The organism is Stenotrophomonas sp. Y6, assembly GCF_022436665.1.
Taxonomy (GTDB): domain Bacteria; phylum Pseudomonadota; class Gammaproteobacteria; order Xanthomonadales; family Xanthomonadaceae; genus Stenotrophomonas; species Stenotrophomonas acidaminiphila_A.
On record NZ_JAKUKB010000012.1, the window covers coordinates 91587 to 109636 of the forward strand.

The 18050-nt window shown below is 71.5% G+C and carries 18 protein-coding genes; 6 read left to right on the forward strand and 12 right to left on the reverse strand.

What is annotated here, in order from left to right; all coding sequences use genetic code 11:
• Positions 1-29 precede the first annotated feature (29 nt).
• The 4 genes from MKP15_RS15010 to MKP15_RS15025 are packed head-to-tail and all read left to right on the forward strand — an operon-like array spanning position 30 to position 4039.
• Positions 30-1757 carry a penicillin-binding protein activator gene (locus MKP15_RS15010; protein ID WP_240213255.1) on the forward strand — a complete coding sequence of 576 codons (1728 nt, stop codon included), beginning with the start codon at positions 30-32 and terminating at the stop codon, positions 1755-1757.
• Positions 1747-2121 (forward strand): YraN family protein, encoded by a 375-nt coding sequence (locus MKP15_RS15015; protein WP_104939608.1) that lies wholly within the window; start codon positions 1747-1749, stop codon positions 2119-2121. The genes MKP15_RS15010 and MKP15_RS15015 overlap by 11 nt, the downstream gene beginning before the upstream one ends.
• Positions 2121-2663 carry a metal-dependent hydrolase gene (locus MKP15_RS15020; protein ID WP_240213256.1) on the forward strand — a complete coding sequence of 181 codons (543 nt, stop codon included), beginning with the start codon at positions 2121-2123 and terminating at the stop codon, positions 2661-2663. Before MKP15_RS15015 ends, MKP15_RS15020 begins: the two co-directional genes overlap by 1 nt.
• Entirely contained in the window at positions 2660-4039 is a 1380-nt protein-coding gene (locus tag MKP15_RS15025; RefSeq protein WP_104939610.1) for an FAD-linked oxidase C-terminal domain-containing protein, read from the forward strand. The genes MKP15_RS15020 and MKP15_RS15025 overlap by 4 nt, the downstream gene beginning before the upstream one ends.
• A 440-nt stretch (positions 4040-4479) precedes the next feature.
• Here the strand turns inward: MKP15_RS15025 and thiL are convergent, their stop codons facing one another.
• The 11 genes from thiL to MKP15_RS15080 form a co-directional block, all read right to left on the reverse strand.
• Complete coding sequence (thiL, locus tag MKP15_RS15030; RefSeq protein ID WP_240213257.1) at positions 4480-5454, reverse strand: thiamine-phosphate kinase; 975 nt, start codon at positions 5452-5454, stop codon at positions 4480-4482.
• 96 nt (positions 5455-5550) lie between these two features.
• Entirely contained in the window at positions 5551-6030 is a 480-nt protein-coding gene (gene nusB / locus MKP15_RS15035) for a transcription antitermination factor NusB (RefSeq protein ID WP_104939612.1), read from the reverse strand.
• Positions 6027-6494, reverse strand: coding sequence for a 6,7-dimethyl-8-ribityllumazine synthase (gene ribH / locus MKP15_RS15040; protein WP_054667615.1), 468 nt, complete (start codon positions 6492-6494; stop codon positions 6027-6029). The genes nusB and ribH overlap by 4 nt, the downstream gene beginning before the upstream one ends.
• A gap of 104 nt (positions 6495-6598) precedes the next feature.
• Positions 6599-7699 (reverse strand): 3,4-dihydroxy-2-butanone-4-phosphate synthase, encoded by a 1101-nt coding sequence (ribB, locus tag MKP15_RS15045; protein ID WP_240213258.1) that lies wholly within the window; start codon positions 7697-7699, stop codon positions 6599-6601.
• On the reverse strand, positions 7696-8328 hold the full coding sequence (locus tag MKP15_RS15050) for a riboflavin synthase (protein WP_240213259.1): 633 nt from the start codon (positions 8326-8328) through the stop codon (positions 7696-7698). Before MKP15_RS15050 ends, ribB begins: the two co-directional genes overlap by 4 nt.
• 818 nt (positions 8329-9146) lie before the next feature.
• Positions 9147-10241, reverse strand: a complete 1095-nt coding sequence (gene ribD, locus MKP15_RS15055) for a bifunctional diaminohydroxyphosphoribosylaminopyrimidine deaminase/5-amino-6-(5-phosphoribosylamino)uracil reductase RibD (RefSeq protein WP_240213260.1) — start codon at positions 10239-10241, stop codon at positions 9147-9149.
• Entirely contained in the window at positions 10234-10752 is a 519-nt protein-coding gene (locus MKP15_RS15060) for a GNAT family N-acetyltransferase (RefSeq protein ID WP_104939616.1), read from the reverse strand. Before MKP15_RS15060 ends, ribD begins: the two co-directional genes overlap by 8 nt.
• The gene (nrdR, locus tag MKP15_RS15065; protein ID WP_054667620.1) at positions 10749-11276 is read right to left on the reverse strand and encodes a transcriptional regulator NrdR; all 528 of its coding nucleotides are present in this window, start codon (positions 11274-11276) and stop codon (positions 10749-10751) included. The genes MKP15_RS15060 and nrdR overlap by 4 nt, the downstream gene beginning before the upstream one ends.
• A 72-nt stretch (positions 11277-11348) precedes the next feature.
• The gene (locus MKP15_RS15070) at positions 11349-11864 is read right to left on the reverse strand and encodes a hypothetical protein (protein ID WP_240213261.1); all 516 of its coding nucleotides are present in this window, start codon (positions 11862-11864) and stop codon (positions 11349-11351) included.
• Between the two features lie 76 nt (positions 11865-11940).
• Entirely contained in the window at positions 11941-13194 is a 1254-nt protein-coding gene (gene glyA, locus MKP15_RS15075; RefSeq protein WP_240213262.1) for a serine hydroxymethyltransferase, read from the reverse strand.
• Positions 13195-13329: 135 nt separating this feature from the next.
• On the reverse strand, positions 13330-13803 hold the full coding sequence (locus tag MKP15_RS15080; RefSeq protein ID WP_104939619.1) for an RcnB family protein: 474 nt from the start codon (positions 13801-13803) through the stop codon (positions 13330-13332).
• A 216-nt stretch (positions 13804-14019) separates the two neighbouring features.
• Between MKP15_RS15080 and ettA the strand changes: the two genes are divergently transcribed.
• Both ettA and MKP15_RS15090 read left to right on the forward strand, forming a co-directional pair.
• A complete protein-coding gene (gene ettA / locus MKP15_RS15085) occupies positions 14020-15684 on the forward strand; it encodes an energy-dependent translational throttle protein EttA (RefSeq protein ID WP_104939620.1) in 1665 nt (554 codons plus the stop codon).
• Positions 15685-15886: 202 nt separating this feature from the next.
• A complete protein-coding gene (locus tag MKP15_RS15090) occupies positions 15887-17203 on the forward strand; it encodes an NCS2 family permease (protein ID WP_161613785.1) in 1317 nt (438 codons plus the stop codon).
• 39 nt (positions 17204-17242) lie between these two features.
• Here MKP15_RS15090 and MKP15_RS15095 read toward each other — a convergent pair whose 3' ends face one another.
• Positions 17243-18034 carry a DUF3667 domain-containing protein gene (locus MKP15_RS15095; RefSeq protein WP_104939622.1) on the reverse strand — a complete coding sequence of 264 codons (792 nt, stop codon included), beginning with the start codon at positions 18032-18034 and terminating at the stop codon, positions 17243-17245.
• Between the last annotated feature and the right edge of the window lie 16 nt (positions 18035-18050).

The window sequence follows — 18050 nt, forward strand, 5'->3', positions numbered from 1 at the left end:
GCCGCCGCGTGCCGTTGAACGGACCCCGAATGAACAAGCCCGCCGCACGGATCACCGCCCTGTCCCTGTCGCTGCTGCTGTTGGCCGCTTGCGCCACCACCGGCCCGGCACCGACCACCTCGCCGGGGCAGCAGGCCGCCATCGCCCTGCTCGAACAGGGCAAACCGCGCGAAGCCGCGCAGCAGCTGGAAGCCGAAGCCGCGCTGGTCCGCGGCGCCGCAAAGGCACAGTTGCTGGCCGATGCCGCCTTCGCCTGGCACGAGGCCAACGACGATGCGCGCGCGCGCATGCTGCTGCCGCAGGTGCAGGCGCGCCAGCTGAGCGGCGCCAGCCGCCAGCGCCATGCCCTGCTGGGGGCGGAACTGGCGTTGGCCGACAAGCAGCCGGCCGCCGCACTGCAGGCGCTGGGCACGCAGCAGCCCGACCTGTTGCCGGCGGCGCAGCAGGCGCGCTGGCACCTGGCCCGCGGCCAGGCACTGGAAGCCAATGGCGACGCCTTCGCCGCGGCCGCTGCCCGCGCCCGTGCCGGCGTGCTGCTGGCCGGTGCCGCGCGTACCGACAACCAGCGCGCCATCACCCGCCTGCTGGCGGGGCTGGACGACGCCACCCTGGCCAGCCGCAGCGCCGCGCTGGCGGCCGGCGACCCGCTCTACAACCATGCAGGGCGCGCGCTGATCGGCCGCGGCCTGCCGCTGCCGCGTCCGTTCGAGCGCGATGCCGCGTGGCAGCTGGATACCAGCAAGCGCCCGCCGGCCGACGCCGACGGCTATCGCCCGCCGTTGAAGATGGCGGTGCTGCTGCCGCTGTCCGGCACCCTGGCCACGGCCGCCGCGCCAGTGCGCGATGGCCTGCTGGCCGGTTACTACGGCGAGTACCGGCGCCGCCCGCAGGTCGATTTCATCGACACCCGCGGCACGCCGGCCGGCGCCATCGCCGCCTACGACAAGGCGGTGGCCGGCGGCGCCGATTTCGTGGTCGGCCCGCTCGGCCGCGACGAGGTCGACGCGCTGTTCGGCCGCGAGCCGCTGCAGGTGCCGCTGCTGGCGCTCAACCGTGGCAAGGACAGCCCGCCCGCGGGCAGCGCCGGTTTTTCGCTGGCACCGGAGGACGACGGCATCATGGCCGCCGAATACCTGTTGGCGCGCGAGCGCGGCAAGGTGCTGGTGATCGGCAGCAACGACGACAACGGCCGCCGCGCCACCGCCGCCTTCGGCGAGCGCTTTGCCGAGCGCGGCGGCAAGGTTGTCGCCAGCCTCACCGTCGGCGACGCCCCCGGCGACATCGGCGCGCGCCTGCGCCAGGCCGGCGCGGTGGACGCGGTGTTCCTGGCGGTCAAGGGCCCGCAGGCACGGGCGCTGGCACCGCAGCTGGCGCTGGCCGGCATCGGTGGCGCCACCCGCGTGGGCACCTCGCAGCTGGTGTCGGGCACCGGCAAGGCCGAGGAGGACATGGCGCTGGACGGCATCGCGTTCCCGAGCGAGGCATGGACGGTGCGTGGCGCGGCGGGCCTGCCCGCGGCCAGCGAGCTGGCCGCCACCCTGCCGACCGCGCGTGGTGCCGCCGCGCGCCTGTTCGCTTTCGGTTTCGACGCCTGGAAGATCTCCGCCTACCTGGAAAAGCTGGCCAACAGCACCCAGGGCGGCCTGGCCGGCGCCACCGGCACCCTGCACCTGGACGGCTTCGGCAACGTGCTGCGCACCCCGGCGTGGTCCACCTTCAGCGCCGGCCAGCCGGTGCCGATCGGTGATGGCCGCTGACCAGGCCGCACGCGGCGCCGCGGTGGAAGCCGCCGCGCGCCGCCACCTGGAGCAGGCCGGCCTGCGCTGGCTCGCCGGCAACGTCCGCTACCGCGGTGGCGAACTCGACCTGGTGATGGCGGACCCGGCCACCGGCGGCATCGTCTTCGTGGAAGTGCGCTACCGCCGCAGCCGCGCGTTCGGCGGCGGCGCCGCCTCGGTGGATGCCGGCAAGCGCCGGCGCCTGCTGCTGGCCGCACAGCTGTACCTGGGCGCGCACCCCGCCCACGCGCAGGCACCGTGCCGCTTCGACGTGGTCGAAGCCAGTGGCGAGCCGCCGCAGCTGCACTGGCTGCGCGACGCCTTCCGCGCCGACGACAGCTGATGCCCAGCGTGTTCACCCATGCCGCCGTGCCGCTGGCCCTGTACTGCGCCAGCCGGCGCGGCCACATCTCCGCGCGGCTGCTCTGCGTCGGCATCGCCGCCGCGGTGCTGCCCGACGCCGACGTGCTGGCGTTTGCCCTGCATATCCCTTATGCCGATGCCTTCGGCCATCGTGGCGCCAGCCATTCGGTGTTGTTCTGCGCGGTGCTGGCGGCTCTGGCGCTGGCCCTGCACCGGCCGCTGCGCGCGGGGCCGGCGCAGGCGGCGGGCTTCGTCTTCGCCTGCGCGCTGTCGCACCCGCTGCTCGACGCGCTCACTTCCGGCGGCCTCGGCGTCGCGCTGGGGTGGCCGTGGAACGACGAGCGGCTGTTCGCCCCGTGGCGGCCGATCCGCGTTTCGCCCTTCGCCAATGGCTTCTTCAGCGCACGCGGCCTGCAGACCGTGCTGTCCGAACTGCGCTGGGTGTGGCTGCCGCTGGCGCTGGCGGTACTCGGCTGGCGCCTGATCCACTCCCGTTCCCCTGCCGGTTCCCGCGCCCCATGACCGCCCTGCCCGCCGCATTCGACCAGACGCTCTCCGACCTGCTCGGCGCGCACTGGCGCACCGACCCCGCCGCCCTGGCCGCGCACGCGCAGGACAATTCCTGGCGGCACGCGCTGCCGCTGGGCGTGGCGCTGCCGGAGGACCGCGCCCAAGTGCAGGCCATCGTGCGGGCGTGCCGCGCGCACGGCGTGCCGCTGGTCGGGCGCGGCGCCGGCACCGGCACCACCGGCGCCGCGGTGCCGGTCGCAGGCGGCATCGTGCTGTCGTTCGCGCGCATGAACCGCATCCTCGCGCTGCGCCCCGGCGACCGCTGCGCGGTGGTCGAGCCAGGCGTGCTCAACGGCGAGCTGCAGCAGGCGCTGATGCCGCATGGCCTGTTCTGGCCGCCGGACCCGTCCAGCTTCGAGAGCTGCAGCATCGGCGGCAACCTCGCCACCAACGCCGGCGGGCCGCGCGCGGTGAAGTACGGCACCACCCGCGACAACGTGCTCGGGCTGGTGGCGGTGACCGGCGCCGGCGAACTGATCGAATGCGGCGGCCCGTGGACCAAGGACGCCACCGGCTACGACCTCACCCACCTGCTGGTCGGCAGCGAGGGCACGCTGGCGCTGATCGTCGAAGCCACGCTCAGGCTGGCGCCGCGGCCACGCGCGCAGGCCGGGCTGCGCGTGCTCTACCGCGACGCGTCCAGCGCCGCGGCGGCGGTGTCGCGGGTGATGGCACAGCCGGCCACCCCGACCACGCTGGAGTTCATGGACGCGCGCAGCCTGGAACTGCTGCGCGGCAACGGTGCGCAGGTGCCCGATGCCGGCGCGATGCTGCTGATCGACGCCGACGGCGATGACGACACCCTGCCCAACAGCCTGCACGCGCTGGCCCAGGCGGCCGAGGGCGAGGGCCTGCTGGCGCTGGACGTGGCGATGGACGGCAGCGCGCGCGAGCGGCTGTGGGCGGCGCGGCGCGCATTGTCGCCGGCGCTGAAGAGCATCGCGCCGGGCAAGATCAACGAGGACGTGGTGGTGCCGGTCTCGCGCATCCCCGAACTGGTGGCCGGGGTGCAGGCGCTGTCGGCGCGCTTCGCGCTGCCCATCGTCACCTTCGGCCATGCCGGCAACGGCAACCTGCACGTCAACATCCTCTACCACCCCGATGACCCCGGCGAGAACGCGCGCGCGCACGCCGCGCTGCCGGAGGTATTCGCACTGGCGCTCGGGCTGGGGGGCACCCTGTCCGGCGAGCACGGCATCGGCCTGGCCAAGCGCGACTTCATGGCGCAGGCCTTCACCCCGGCCACGCTGGCGGCGATGCGCGCGATCAAGCAGGCGCTGGACCCGGACGGCATCCTCAATCCGGGCAAGGTACTGCCCCCCGCGTAGGCCCGTCGTCGCCACCACGCGGGACAATGGACCTTGGACATCGCCCCGCGCAGTCCGCCGCGTGCCGGGCCGCGGCATGCAACGCGCACGACGTCGACGCCTGGCCGGCGCGGGTCCACGAAGAAGCGGTGTTCACCGCGCCCTGCGGTCGCCATTTACTCCCGGAAACCAGCGGCGTGCGGCGCGGCAAGGCGGCCATCCGCGCCAGCTGGAACACAGGGCTGGCGCGCGCATCCCGACCTATGCGTCCAGGCCGATGCGGCATCCGCCGGCGTCGATGCCCGGAGCATCGCCTGCACCTGCAAGGCGTTCGAGTGAATGAGGTACCGCACGTTTCAGGCGGGTGGCTGATCCAGGGCCATGGCACCTGCCCGCCCGGCACACCCCGACCCGTGCGCGCCGAGCGGCACCGCCGCGCACATGCCGGCGCGGCGGGCGACCTACGCCGTGAAATGGCGATAGCCCGCGGCACGCTCGCCGCCGGCATCGCCCTCGCAGCGGACGCCGCGCCCCCCGGCGATCACGCCGATGCGCGTCAACGGCAGCGCCAGCGTCGATGACAGCGCATGCAGTGCCTGGCGCCGTTCCGGCGCGGCGGTGAAGCACAGTTCGTAGTCGTCGCCGCCGCGCAGCGCGCAGTCGCGCGCGACATCGGTCCCCAGCGTGTCGCACAGGGCGGACGACAACGGCAGCGCATCGGCCTGCACCACCGCGGCCACGCCGCTGCGCGAGGCGATGTGGCCGAGGTCGGCGAGCAGCCCATCGGAGACGTCGGCCGCCGCATGCGCCAGTCCACGCAGCGCCAGCCCCAGCGGCAGCCGTGGCATCGGCCGCTGCAGCCGCTGGCGCAGGCGTTCGCAATCGGCGTCGGCCGCGGCGACGCGCACGTCCAGCCGGCCCTGCTGCCACAGCCGCAGCGCGCCGGCGGCTTCGCCCGGGTGGCCGCTGATCCAGATGTCGTCACCCACCCGCGCACCGTCGCGGCGCAGTGCCTGCGCGGCCGGCAACTGCCCGATCGCGGTGATCGAGATCGACAACGGCCCGCGCGTGGTGTCGCCGCCGACCACGGCGATGCCGCTGGCATCGGCCAGTGCGAACAGCCCGTCGGCGAAGGCATCCAGCCAGCCGCCCTCGGCCTGCGGCAGGGACAGCGACAACGTGCACCAGGCCGGCGTGGCGCCCATCGCCGCCAGGTCGGACAGATTGGTCGCCAGCGCCTTCCAGCCGATGTCGGCCGGGGCGCTCTCGGCCGGGAAGTGCACGCCGGCATTGAGGGTGTCGGCGGTGACCGCCAGCTGCTGCCCCGACGCCGGCTGCAGCAGCGCCGCGTCGTCGCCGATGCCCAGCACGATGTCGGCGCGCGCCCGGGTGCGGCGCGCGATGCGTTCGATCAGGGCGAACTCGTCAAGGCTCATGGGCAGGCATTCCTGGAACGAAAACGCCGGCGCCGCTGCGGCCGGCCCCGGCGTCGTGCTGGAAGCGGCCGGCGCATCCGGGCACCGGCAGCGGCGTTACTGGCCCGATTCGACCTTGCGCCATTCCACGGCGGCGCGGTCGAGCACGCCATTGACGTAGGTGTGGCCATGCTCGGAGCCGAAACGCTTGGCGGTCTCGATGGCCTCGTTGATCACCACCCGGTACGGCACGTCGACGCGGTGGCGCAGCTCGTAGGCGGCCACGCGCAGCACCGCGCGTTCGATCGCGTCGACCTCTTCGACCGGGCGGTCCACGAAAGGCGCCAGCGCCTCGTCCAGCTCGCGGCGGTGGTCGAGCACCCCGCGCAGCAGGTTCTCGAAGTAAGCCAGGTCGGCCACTTCATGCGCCTGCTCGTGGGCGAACTGGGCCAGCAGGGACTCGGCGTTGCCGCCGGAAATCTGCCACGCATAGATCGCCTGCAGCGCACGCCGGCGCGCGCGCGAACGCAGCACCGGGTCGACGCCGTCGCGGCGGAAGGGCTTGCCGGCAGGCTTGCCGTGGTTCTTGTTGCTCATGGCAGCTGCTCCAGAAGATTGACCATTTCCAACGCCGCCAGTGCGGCTTCCTCGCCCTTGTTGCCGTGGCTGCCGCCGGCGCGGGCCTCGGCATCCTCCACCCGTTCGACCGCCAGCACGCCATTGAGCACCGGCACGCCGAAATCCAGCTGCGCGCGCATCAGCCCCTCGGCGCAGCGGTCGGCCACGTGCTCGTAGTGGCGGGTGTCGCCGCGGATCACGCAGCCCAGGGTGATGATGGCCGCATGCCGGCCGGCGGCGGCCAGGCGGGTGGCGACCAGCGGGATCTCCCAGGCGCCGGGCACGCGTACCACGTCGATGGCGTCCTCGCCGATGCCGTTGCCGGCCAGGCTCTGCCGCGCGCCGGCCACCAGCACGTCGGTGATGCGCGCGTTCCAGCGGCTGGCGATGATGACGAAACGGGCCGATCCGGCCGGGCGGAGGTCGCCTTCGTAGTGGCTCATGGGGCGGTGCGATGCAAAAGGTGGGTCAGTTTACCGTGTAGGTGCGGGGCGTGCCCCGCACACGACGGGCGCCGGGGGGGGCCCCCCCCCCCCCCCCGCGGCGCTCAGGGCTGCAGGGTCTCGACGATCTCCAGGCCATACCCGGCCAGGCCGATCTGCCGGCGCGGGGTACCGAGCACGCGCAGCTTGCCCAGGCCCAGGTCGGCCAGGATCTGCGCGCCGGCACCGTTGCGGCGCCACTGGCCCACGTCCTTGTCCTTGCCGGCCGGGCGCACTTCCGGCTCGCGCCGCAGGCGCGCCAGCAGCGCGTCGGAATCGCGCGGCGCCGACAGCACCACCATCACCCCGTGGCCTTCACTGGCGATGGCGCGCAGCGCGTCGGTGGCGGCCACGCCGAAATCGTCGCGGCGCCAGTGCAGCAGGTCGGCCAGCGGGTTCTCGACCTGCACCCGCACCAAGGTCGGGGTGTCCTTGTGCGGCTGGCCCTTGACCAGCGCGAAATGCAGGTCGTGGGCGATGCGGTCGCGGTAGGTGACCAGGGTGAAGGCGCCGAACTCGGTGTCGATCTCGCGCTCGTCCACGCGTTCGACGGTGTGCTCGGTGGCCAGGCGGTAGGCGATCAGGTCGGCGATCGAGCCCATCTTCAGCCCGTGCTCACGCGCGAACACCTCCAGCTCGGGGCGCCGCGCCATGGTGCCGTCGGGGTTGAGGATTTCCACCAGCACGCCGGCCGGCTCCAGCCCGGCCAGCATCGCCAGGTCGACCCCGGCCTCGGTGTGGCCGGCGCGGGTCAGCACGCCGCCGGGCTGGGCGATCAGCGGGAAGATGTGGCCGGGCTGGTGCAGGTCCGACGGCCGCGCATCGGGCCTGACCGCGGTGCGGATGGTGTGGGCGCGGTCGGCGGCGGAGATGCCGGTGGTCACGCCCTCGGCGGCCTCGATGCTGACCGTGAAGTTGGTCTGGAACTGCGCGGTGTTGGCGCGCACCATCGGCGCCAACCCGAGCTGGCCGGCGCGCTCGCGGGTCAGCGGCAGGCACACCAGGCCACGGCCGTGGGTGACCATGAAATTGATGTCCGACGGCTTGACCAGCTCGGCGGCCATGATCAGGTCGCCTTCGTTCTCGCGGTCCTCGTCGTCGACGATCACCACCATGCGGCCGGCGCGGATCTCTTCCAGCAGTTCGGGGACGGGGGCGAAGTTCATGCGCTGGCTCCCTGGCCTTGTGGATGCCGGCCGTCGGCCGGCATTCCGATCAGCTTTTCCACATAGCGCGCCACCAGGTCGATTTCCAGATTGACGGCGTCGCCGACGCCGGTGTGGGCGAAACGGGTATGGGCGACGGTGTGCGGAATCAGCGCCACCTCGAAACCGGCGTCGTCGGCCTCGTTGACGGTGAGGCTGACGCCATCGACGCAGATCGAGCCCTTCTTGGCGATGTACTTCAGCAGCGGTGCCGGTGCGGCGAAGCGCCAGCGCTGCGCGCGGGCGTCGTCATGGATCGACAGTACCGTGCCGATGCCATCGACGTGGCCGCTGACCAGGTGGCCGCCAAGGCGGTCGCTCGGGCGCATGGCGCGCTCCAGGTTCAACGCCGCGCCGACCGCGAGCCGGCCGAGCGTGGTCAGGCCCAGGGTCTCGGTGGAGGCATCGGCCTGGAACGCGCTGGCGTCGAATGCGATCACGGTCAGGCACACGCCGTTGACCGCGATGCTCTCGCCCAGCCGCACCTGCTCGAACGGCAGGCTGCCGACCTCGAAGGTAAAGCGGACGTCGCCGCCGACGGGCTCATGCGCGGCCAGGCGGCCGACGCCTTCGATGATGCCGGTGAACATCAGCGCACCCCCATGGCCAGCGGCCGGGAGAGCGGATGGAGTATGGAGAGGGTTTTCATGAACGTTTCCCGCGGTTGGAGAGCGAAAAACGCCGCAAGGCATACAGGCACACGCACGGCGGGGCCGCGCGCGGGCCGTCTTCTTTCATCCGGACTCTAGGCGGCACCGCATTCGCGGCATCGCCAACCGTCGGCTCCGGCATCGGACCGGATCTGCTGACCCTCGGCCGCTGGAACCCGCATGGTGCGGATTCCCGCGAGCGGACTCGCGTGCCGGCCTCGGCGCTCGCGGGCTCGTGCACGCTCCCCTCGGGGAACCGCGCACCTACCGCCGGTGGGGAATTACACCCCGCCCTGAAGACGTTCGTGGTTGCCGGCGAACCGGCCGGCGCATTGTACCAGCCCGCCCGCAGCGGACCTGTCCGGCAGATGGATGGCAGTGTTGCAGCGGCAGCCCACCTCCGTAGGTGCCGTGCTTGCCCGGCACGGCTTTCCGCGAACCGTGGCAGGAACGTGCGGGGCGAGCCCCGCACCTACGGGATGGCGGGGTGCAGCCGCAGGTCCTTGCCGACCCTGTGCGGGGCAAGCCCCGCACCTACCTCCAGCGGCCGCACACCCTCGCCCGCACATCGCGGCGGCAGCCCACCTCCGTGGCCGCACATCCTCGCCCGCACGTGCGCCCCTGCACGTTGCGGCGGCATCGCACCTCCGTAGGTGCCGGGCTTGCCCGGCACGGTTTTCCGCGAACCGTGGCGGGAGCGTGCGGGGCAAGCCCCGCACCTACCGAGCGACGGGGCGCAGTGCGGGCTGATCCCGCACCTACGGGGTGGCGGGGTGCAGCAGCAGGCGCAGGTCCTTGCCGACCATGCGCAGGTCGCCCACCTGCAGCGGCCGTGCCTGCGCCATCGTGTCGATGCCCAGCCCGGCCAGCAGCGGACGCGCGCCCTCGCCCATCAGCAACGGCGCCAGGTACAGCAGCAGCTCGTCGACCAGCCCCGCGCGCAGCAACGCCCCGCACAGGGTCGGGCCGGCTTCGACGTGGACCTCGTTGATGCCGCGCGCGGCCAGCAGCGCCATTACCGCGGCCAGGTCGAAGCGGCCATCGGCCAGCAGCGGCGCGGCGGCGAACTCGGCGCCCTGCAGCACCGGCGCCGGCAACGCCGGATCGTGCAGGTACAGCGTGGGCGCGCCGCCGTCACGTACCCGCGCGCAGGCCAGCGTGCGCAGCCGCGCGTCGAGCACCACCCGCAGCGGCGGCAGGAACTCGCCGGCCTCCGGGCGCGCGGTCAGCGCCGGGTCGTCGGCCAGCACCGTCGCCGCGCCGGTCAGGATCGCCCCGGCACGCGCACGCCAGCGCTGCACGTCGGCGCGTGCCGCCTCGCCGGTGATCCACTTGGATTCGCCGCCGGCCATGGCGGTGCGCCCGTCCAGGCTGGCGGCCAGCTTCACCCGCACCAGTGGCCGGCCGCGCTCGATGCGCGACAGGAAGCCACGGTTCAACGCGCGCGCCTGCCCGGCCATCAACCCGACCGCCACCTCGATCCCGGCCTGGCGCAACAGCGCGAAGCCGCCGCCATCGACATCCGGGAACGGATCGCCCATCGCCGCGACCACCCGCGCCACGCCCGCCTCGATCAGCGCCAGGGCGCACGGCGGCGTACGCCCGTAGTGCGCACACGGCTCCAGGGTGACGTAGGCGGTGGCGCCGCGCGCGCGCGCGCCGGCCGCGCGCAGCGCGAACACCTCGGCATGCGGGCCGCCGGCACGCTGGTGGAAACCCTCGCCGACGACCGCGTCGCCGTGGGCGATGACGCAGCCGACCATCGGATTGGGCCGGGTGGTCCATGCCCCGCGTTCGGCCAGGCGCAGCGCGCGCGCCATCATCTGGTGATCGGTGGCGGTGAACTCATGCATGGGAAACCTCATCGGAAACAGGTGGCGTACCGCCTCGGGGCGGCGCCGGATCGATCCGCATCACGGTGACCGCCAGTGGCCCGAGCTGCAGCCGGGTATGTGGTGCCCAGCCCAGTGCGTGGTACCACGGCACCATCGCCGCCTCGCAGTAAAGATACAGGCGCGGCACGCCCAGCTGCGCGGCCTGCGCCACGCAGTGCCGGACCAGCCGCGCGCCAACGCCGCGGCCACGCGCATCGGGCCGCACGTACAGCGACGCCAGCCACGGCGACCAGCCACGGATCTGCTCGTGGTCGTCATGCAGCAGGCTCACCGAGCCCAGCCAGCCGGCGTCGTCCTCGGCCACCCAGGTACAGGGAATGGTGTCGTCGCGCTGCATGCGCAGCTCGGCCTCGGCCTGTTCGACGGTCCACGCCGGCAGCAGCGTGCCGAAGGCCTGCACATGCGCCCGCGCCAACGCCGGCAGCCACCCGGGCCGCGCCTGCAGACCGACGATGCGCACCGGCGTCAGCGCGATGCCTTGCGCTCGCGGCGTGCGGCGGTGGCGGCGTCCAGCAGCGACAGCTGCTCGTCGCCGGCCGGGTGGTCGCGCTCGAGCTTCTCGATCTCGTCGCGGAAGTCGGCCACGTCCTCGAAGCTGCGGTAGACCGAGGCGAAGCGCACGTAGCCGACATGGTCGAGCTTGCGCAGTTCGTCCATCACGAACTCACCGACGCGGATCGACGGTACCTCGCGCTCGCCGCTCATGCGCAGCTGGTGCACCACCGCGCGCACCGCCGCCTCGATCCGCTCCTCCGCCACCGGCCGCTTCTGCAGCGCGCGGTCGAAGCCGACCCGCAGCTTGCGCGCATCGAACGCCTCGCGCCCGCCATCGCTCTTGACGATGACCGGCAGCTTCAGCTCGATGGTCTCCAGCGTGGAAAAGCGCTCGCCGCAGGCTTCGCAGCCGCGCCGGCGGCGGATGGTCGCCCCATCCTCGGAAACGCGCGAGTCGATCACGCGGGTATCGGTGTGCTGGCAGAAGGGACAGTGCATGGGCTGGAACCAGTGGAGAGGATCAGGACGCGAACACAGGTTACCCGCGATCCGGGCGCAGCGTCCGATGCGTCAACGCTCGCCGTTACCCTGAAACATCGAGTTCCGGTAGCGGGAAACCACCATCGCCACACTGGTGATCGGCTGCGCATTCACCGTCGCCGGCCGGTATCTGGCGCGCATCAGCAGGCGCTTGGTGACAACGTCATAGCCTTCGTCGGTCGCGCAGACCGGCACCACATCCAGTGCTTTTCCCGTGCTGTCCACCAGCACCGCGGTGACTACCAGGCCAGGTTGCGGCGGCAACCCACGGGTCAGCGCCGGATTGGACTGGACGGCGAGCACCCGCGCCGCCTCGTGCGCCTGCGGAGAGGCCGGTTCGGGCTGCACAGGCCAGGCATCACCGAACACCTGGCCCAGGGTCCTGCCCGGCACGCGCTCCAGATCACCCTGCTTGCAGGTGATGGGGAGATCGCGGTTGGCATTGAGCGAATGATCCCGCCGCGATGTCAGCTCGGCCTCCTCCGCGCACGCCTGCAGCGACACCATGCAGAACAACAGGGCAAGACCACACAGCACTCGCTTCATTCTTCCTCCTGGAACGGCCAGCTTGCCGAAGACCCCATGGCGGGAACGTGCCATGGGGTGTCCTCCCTGTCCCCTGTCAGCCGTAGACCGGGAACTGCCGGCACTGCAGGGTCACGTTCTCGCGCACGCCGGCGATGACGTTGTCGTCGTTCGGGTTGTCCAGCACGTCGGCGATCCAGTTGGCCAGCGCCACGCAGTCCGGCTCCCTGTAGCCGCGGGTGGTGATGGCCGGGGTACCCAGGCGCAGGCCCGAGGTGACGAACGGCGAACGCGGGTCGTTCGGCACCGAGTTCTTGTTGACGGTGATGTGGGCCTTGCCCAGCGCCGCTTCCGCGTCCTTGCCGGACACGTCCTTGCCGATCATGTCCACCAGCATCAGGTGGTTCTGGGTGCCGCCGGACACGATCTTGTAGCCGCGCGCGATCAGCGTTTCGGCCATCGCCTGGGCGTTCTTCACCACCTGCTGCTGGTAGGCCTTGAACGCCGGCTCCAGTGCTTCCTTGAAGGCCACCGCCTTGGCCGCGATGACGTGCATCAGCGGGCCGCCCTGGATGCCCGGGAACACGATCGACTGCAGCTTCTTCTCGATCTCCTCGCCGGCGCCCTTGGCGATGATGATGCCGCCGCGCGGGCCGCGCAGGGTCTTGTGGGTGGTCGAAGTGACCACGTGGGCGTGCTCGATCGGGTTCGGGTAGACGCCGGCGGCGACCAGGCCGGCCACGTGCGCCATGTCCACGAACAGGTAGGCGCCGACCTTGTCGGCGATGGCGCGGAAGCGCGCCCAGTCGACGATCTGCGAATAGGCCGAGAACCCGGCCACGACCATCTTCGGCTTGTGCTCCAGCGCCAACCGCTCGACTTCGTCGTAGTCGATCAGGCCCTGCTCGTTCACCCCGTACTGCACGGCATTGAACAGTTTGCCCGAAGCGTTGACCTTGGCGCCGTGGGTCAGGTGGCCACCGTGGGCCAGGCTCATGCCAAGGATGGTATCGCCCGGCTGCAGCAGCGCGAAGTACACGGCCTGGTTGGCCTGCGAGCCGCTGTGCGGCTGCACGTTGGCATAGTCGGCGCCGAACAGCTGCTTGAGCCGGTCGATGGCCAGCTTCTCGGCGATGTCCACGTACTCGCAGCCGCCGTAGTAGCGCTTGCCCGGGTAACCCTCGGCGTACTTGTTGGTCAGCTGGCTGCCCTGGGCTTCCATCACCATCGGGCTGGCGTAGTTCTCGCTGGCGATCAGCTCGACATGGTCTTCCTGGCGCTGGCATTCGGCGGCAATGGCCTTGGCCAACTCGGGGTCGTAGGACTCGATACGGGCGTCACGCGGGAACATCTCGGCTCCTGGGAGGTGGGCGGGGAGAGCGCCGATTGTAGCGCTTCCCCGACCCCGCACCGGCCGCCGCCCGCGCCGCGCCCGAAAAGCAAGGGCGCCCCGGGGGCGCCCTGCCGTCACGCGACCGCCGCCGGCTCAGTGGTTGAACACGATGTCGGCGATGATGCCGGTGGCGATGGCCACCATCAGCAGGTTGCCGCGGTCGTCGCGGATCCAGCGGTGGCCGTGCGGCGGCCGGCGCAGGTGGTAACGGTCGTAGTCGTTGACCACGTAGACCGGGCCGCCGTAGTAGTTGCTGTAGCGGTAGCCGCGCTCGAACCCATAGGGGCGGTAGACCACGCGCGGCGGCGGGGCGTAGTAGCGGCGGTCGTTGTGGCGGGCGTCGCGGTAGCCCTCGCGGTAGCCGGCGTTGTAGTGGCGGCGGTCGTCACGCCAGTCGCGGCGGTCCTCGCGCCACTCGCGGCGGTCATGGCCGTGGCCGCGGCCGCGGTCGTCCCAGCCGTGGCGGCCGCGATCGTGGTCGCGGTCGCCGGCGGCGAAGGCCGGGGCCGTGGCGCCGAAGGCCAGCAGGGTGGTCATCGCGGCGACTGCAAGTCGGTGCATCTTCATGGTGGCCCTCGCGGTGTTGATGGACGCATTCCATCATGCTCACGCGATCTGAACGGTTTCCGGCTGGAAACGGTTACCGATACCGCCATTCATGGTCCGGCCAGCCGTGCCGCGGCCGCCGGTGCGGGGCGGCTTCCCGCTATAATCGCCCATTCCCTTTTGCCTCGGGCTCGTCCGCCTTGCGGACCGGGCGCGGGCGTGCGCTACGGAGACGTCATGTCCTCGCAATACATCTACACCATGAACCGCGTCAGCAAGGTGGTCCCGCCCAAGCGGCAGATCATCAAGGACATCTCGCTGTCGTTCTTCCCGGGCGCCAAGATCGGCCTGTTGGGCCTGAACGGCGCCGGCAAGTCCACCGTGCTCAAGATCATGGCCGGCGTGGACACCGATTTCGAGGGCGAGGCCCGCCCGCAGCCCGGCATCAAGGTCGGTTACCTGGCCCAGGAGCCGGAGCTGAACCCGGAGCACACCGTGCGCCAGGCCGTGGAAGAAGGCGTGGGCGACGTGCTGCAGGCGCAGGCCGCACTGGAAGCCGTGTACGCGGCCTACGCCGAGGAAGGCGCCGATTTCGACGCGCTGGCCAAGGAGCAGGAGCGCCTGGAGGCGATCCTCGCCGCCGGTGACGCGCACACCGTCGAACAGCAGCTGGACGTGGCCGCCGATGCGCTGCGGCTGCCGCCGTGGGACGCGGTGATCGGCAAGCTGTCCGGCGGCGAGAAGCGCCGCGTCGCGCTGTGCCGCCTGCTGCTGCAGAAGCCGGACATGCTGCTGCTCGACGAACCGACCAACCACCTGGACGCCGAGTCGGTGGAGTGGCTGGAGCAGTTCCTGCACCGCTACACCGGCACCGTGGTGGCCGTCACCCATGACCGCTACTTCCTGGACAACGCCGCCGAGTGGATCCTGGAACTGGACCGCGGCCGCGGCATCCCGTGGAAGGGCAACTACACCCAGTGGCTGGAGCAGAAGGAAGAGCGGCTCAAGCAGGAAGAGAACCAGGAAAAGGCCCGCCAGAAGGCGATTGCCAAGGAACTGGAGTGGTCGCGGCAGAACGCCAAGGGTGGCCGCTCCAAGGGCAAGGCGCGCCTGGCCCGCCTGGAAGAGCTGCAGTCGGTCGATTACCAGAAGCGCAACGAGACCAACGAGATCTTCATTCCGCCGGGCGAGCGCCTGGGCAATTCGGTGATGGAGTTCCGGAACGTCTCCAAGAAGTTCGGCGACCGCCTGCTGATCGACAACCTGTCGATGATCATCCCGCCGGGCGCCATCGTCGGCATCATCGGCCCCAACGGCGCCGGCAAGTCGACCCTGTTCAAGATGATCACCGGGCAGGAGAAGCCGGATTCGGGCGAGATCGTGATCGGCCCGACGGTGCAGCTGTCCTACGTGGACCAGAGCCGCGAGAAGCTGGAAGGCAACCACACCGTCTTCCAGGAAATCTCCGGCGGCCTGGACATCCTCAACATCAACGGCGTCGAGATCCAGTCGCGCGCCTACATCGGCCGCTTCAACTTCAAGGGCCAGGACCAGCAGAAGATGGTCGGCTCGCTGTCCGGTGGTGAACGCGGCCGCCTGCACATGGCCAAGACCCTGCTGCAGGGTGGCAACGTGCTGCTGCTCGACGAACCGTCCAACGACCTGGACATCGAAACCCTGCGCGCGCTGGAAGACGCGCTGCTGGAGTTCCCGGGCAACACCTTCGTCATTTCGCACGACCGCTGGTTCCTGGACCGCATCGCCACCCACATCATCGCCTTCGAGGGCGACTCGCACGTGGAGTTCTTCCAGGGCAACTACCGCGAGTACGAAGAGGACAAGAAGCGCCGCCTCGGCGACGACGCCGGTCCCAAGCGCCTGCGGTTCAAGGCACTGAAGTAAGCAGCACCCGGACGGCCGCAGCGATGCGGCCGTCCGCTTTCCAGCCCCCGCCCCGCCCGGACATGGGTGCCGGCCGGCACGGCGCGTGGCGACGCCCCCGTCATGGCCGCGACCGCAGGATGGGCGTGGCGGCCGCCCCGGCGCTGCCCCCTTCACCCCAGGGGCAGCGCGTCCTCCCCCACCCGGCAGCCCGGATTCCCCCATGCGCCTCCTCGACCGCCTGTTCAAGCTCCGCCAGCACGGCACCGACGTCCGCACCGAAGTGCTGGCCGGGCTGACCACCTTCCTGACGATGTCCTACATCGTGTTCGTCAACCCCGACATCCTCGGCACCACCGGCATGGACCCGGGCGCGGTGTTCGTGGCCACCTGCCTGGCCGCGGCGATCGGCTCGACGGTGATGGCGCTGGCGGCCAACTTCCCGGTCGGCATGGCGCCGGGCATGGGCCTGAACGCGTTCTTCGCCTTCACCGTGGTCGGCGCGGCCGGGCTGCCGTGGCAGCAGGCGCTGGCGGCGGTGTTCATTTCCGGGCTGGTGTTCCTGGTGCTGTCGCTGAGCGGCATCCGCGCGTGGCTGGTGGCCGGTATCCCCGCCTCGCTGCGCGCGTCCATCGTCGCCGGCATCGGCCTGTTCCTGGCGATCATCGCGCTGCAGAAATCCAACGTGATCGTCGCCAACCAGGACACCATGCTGGCGCTGGGCCCGCTGAACACCGTGCCGCCGCTGCTGGCGCTGGGCGGCTTCCTGCTGATCGCCGTGCTCGAGGCGCGGCGCGTGCGCGGCGCCATCCTGATCGGCATCCTCGCGGTCACCGCCGCCGGCTGGCTGGCCGGCGACGTGCAGTACCAGGGCCTGGTATCGCTGCCGCCGAGCCTGGCGCCGACCTTCCTGCAGCTGGACCTGCCCGGGCTGCTGCACCACGACGGCGGCGCGCCGCTGGCGGTGCTGCTGCAGGTGGTGCTGGTGTTCGTGCTGGTGGAGGTGTTCGACGCCACCGGCACGCTGTACGGCGTGGTCGGCCGCGCCGGCCTGCTCGAGCTGGCCGATGGCAGGAAGCGCTTCGGCCGCGCGCTGCTGGCCGACAGCAGCGCGATCGTCGCCGGTTCGCTGCTGGGCACCAGTTCCACCACCGCCTTCGCCGAGAGCGCCTCCGGGGTGCAGGCCGGTGGCCGCACCGGGTTGACCGCGCTGGTGGTGGCGGCGCTGTTCCTGGCCGCGCTGCTGTTCTCGCCGCTGGCGGGCATGGTGCCGGCCTATGCGACCGCGCCGGCGCTGCTGTTCGTGGCCGGGCTGATGCTGCGCGAGCTGGTCAACGTCGAATGGGGCGACCTCACCGAATCGGTGCCGGCGGCACTGTGCGCGCTGGCCATGCCCTTCACCTACTCCATCGCCAACGGCCTGGCGTTCGGCTTCATCGCCTATGCCGTGCTCAAGGCCGGCACCGGCCGCTGGCGCGAGGCGCGGCCGGCGTTGTGGCTGGTGGCGGGGCTGTTCGTGCTGCGCTTCGCGCTGGAGTGAAACCGGCACCCGCCGGTTCGCGGCCAGCGCGGCGGCCGCTCACGACGCCAGCATCAGCATGAAGATGGCCATGGCCACGGCCACGGAACTCAGTACCGAGAACACGCCGTAGCCCAGCAGGGCGCGCCATATCGTCGACCAGGCCGGGCGCCCCTCGAAGAACTGCAGCAACGAGTACACCGCGTAGGCGACGCCGGCCAGCCCCACCCATACCTGGGTACTCGGGATCCAGCGCTCGAACGGGATCAGCACGCTCCAGACCACGAAGACCTGCACCGTCAGCAAGGCGGTGATGACCAGCCATTCGGGATAGTTCAGGCGTCCATAGCGGCCGAACACCAGCCGCAGCACCCAGGCTTCGATCGGCAGCAGCGCCAGCGTGAAGGCGGCGAAATGCGCGTCGATCCAGCCGGCGACCGCCTTGCTCGCGGCGACGTACCGCGCCACCAGCGCCGCGGCACCCGGCTCGAGCCCCTGCGCCATGCCCGCGGGCGCATCCGTCTCCATCACCGTGCCGCCGGCGAACAGCCGGCTGAGCAGCACCACCGCCGCCGCGGTCACCATGACCAGCAGCAGCGGCTTGACGTGGTTGCCGCGGCGCCCGTCGATGTAGTCGCGCATCAACCTGCCCGGGCGCAGCATCAGTTCCCTGAGCGAATACAGGATGCCGCGGTCCATGTGCAGCACGCTGTGCTCCAGCTCGTGGCCGAGGAAATGCCAGTCGATGCGGTGGACCGGCGTGGGCTGGCCGCAGCCGGGGCAGAACTTCTGCTCCGGGCCGGTGACCGCGCGTGCGCAGTTGATGCAGTGGTCGTTGTCGTGCATCCCCATGCCCGCGCCTGTTGGA